4 protein-coding genes are annotated in these 1,273 nt (G+C 41.8%); all 4 read right to left on the bottom strand.

Translation table 11 applies throughout. The annotated features are described in order from the left end of the window. Positions 1-44: 44 nt before the first annotated feature. The gene (rpsQ, locus tag ACTHSP_RS20625) at positions 45-308 is read right to left on the bottom strand and encodes a 30S ribosomal protein S17 (RefSeq protein ID WP_003684766.1); all 264 of its coding nucleotides are present in this window, start codon (positions 306-308) and stop codon (positions 45-47) included. Further along, positions 308-499 carry a 50S ribosomal protein L29 gene (gene rpmC, locus ACTHSP_RS20620; RefSeq protein WP_003684705.1) on the bottom strand — a complete coding sequence of 64 codons (192 nt, stop codon included), beginning with the start codon at positions 497-499 and terminating at the stop codon, positions 308-310. The genes rpsQ and rpmC overlap by 1 nt, the downstream gene beginning before the upstream one ends. Further along, positions 499-915: a 50S ribosomal protein L16 gene (gene rplP, locus ACTHSP_RS20615; RefSeq protein ID WP_003684741.1), complete on the bottom strand. Its 417-nt coding sequence runs from the start codon at positions 913-915 to the stop codon at positions 499-501. The genes rpmC and rplP overlap by 1 nt, the downstream gene beginning before the upstream one ends. Next, positions 899-1,273: 30S ribosomal protein S3 (rpsC, locus tag ACTHSP_RS20610; protein WP_440346837.1), on the bottom strand; the 375-nt coding region annotated here is incomplete at its 5' end. The genes rplP and rpsC, both read right to left, overlap by 17 nt.

Raw genomic sequence — 1,273 nt, 5'->3', positions numbered from 1 at the left:
TGCAAGACTTCGTTTCTTATTAAGCTACATTACTGTGTTTTAAATCAAACAGTACGCGCTTTCTCAACCAATTCTTTGACAACCCAAGACTTGGTTTTTGACAAAGGACGAGATTCCTCGATTACCACTACATCACCAATGCCATATTGATTGTTTTCATCATGAGCATGGATTTTAGTTGATAAACGAATAATTTTACCGTACAGAGGATGTTTAACTTTGCGTTCAACCAATACTGTAACAGTTTTGTCCATTTTGTCGCTTACCACTTTGCCTTGCAAAGTACGAACATTTTTAGCTTCGCTCATTACTTAGCACCTTTTTCAGTTAAAATGGTTTTAATACGAGCAATATCGCGACGTACACGTTTCAACTCGCTAGATTTACCCAACTGACCGGTTGCATTTTGCATGCGTAAGCCAAACTGAGCTTTCAACAAGTCCAACAAATCAGAGTTTAATTGCTCAATAGATTTGTCTTTCAATTCATTTGCTTTCATTATTGACCCACCTGTCTTACTACAAAGGTTGTAGGAATAGGCAATTTGGCAGCGGCCAATTCAAATGCTTCACGAGCCAAAGACTCAGGAACACCGTCCATTTCGTACAATACTTTGCCTGGTTTAACTTCAGCAATGTAATATTCCACATTACCTTTACCGCCACCCATACGAACTTGGATAGGTTTCTCAGTAATTGGTTTATCAGGGAATACACGAATCCAAATACGACCGCCACGTTTAATATGACGAGTCATAGTACGACGAGCAGCTTCAATTTGGCGGGCAGTCAAACGACCACGGCCTACGGCTTTCAAACCGAACTCGCCGAAACTTACTTTATTACCGCGAGTAGCAATACCAGTGTTACGGCCTTTTTGTTGCTTGCGATATTTCAGTCTAGTTGGCTGCAGCATTACGTCCACCTGCCTTTCTTTGTTTCTTCTCATGCTCAGGTTTAGAAGATTTAATATTAACTTCTGTATAAACCCAAACTTTCAGACCCAGTACACCATAAGTAGTGTGTGCTTCGCTAGTTGCATAATCCACGTTCGCACGCAAAGTATGCAAAGGTACACGACCTTCACGGTACCATTCGCTACGAGCGATATCAGCACCATTCAGACGGCCTGAAGTCATGATCTTGATGCCTTTAGCACCAGAACGCATTGCATTTTGCATTGCACGTTTCATAGCGCGACGGAATTGAACACGTTTTTCAAGCTGCTGGGCAATACCATCAGCAATGATTTGCGCATCCAATTCAGGACGACG

This window comes from Neisseria sp. P0001.S005, from assembly GCF_051963715.1.
The sequence above is the reverse complement of the archived record's forward strand: the minus strand, read 5'-3'. Positions and strand labels throughout refer to the sequence as shown.

Bases quoted from the DNA above. Each gene is read 5' to 3' on its own strand.
- rplP (WP_003684741.1), bottom strand. From the start codon at position 915: ATGCTGCAGCCAACTAGACTGAAATATCGCAAGCAACAAAAAGGCCGT.
- rpmC (WP_003684705.1), bottom strand. From the start codon at position 499: ATGAAAGCAAATGAATTGAAAGACAAATCTATTGAGCAATTAAACTCT.
- rpsQ (WP_003684766.1), bottom strand. From the start codon at position 308: ATGAGCGAAGCTAAAAATGTTCGTACTTTGCAAGGCAAAGTGGTAAGC.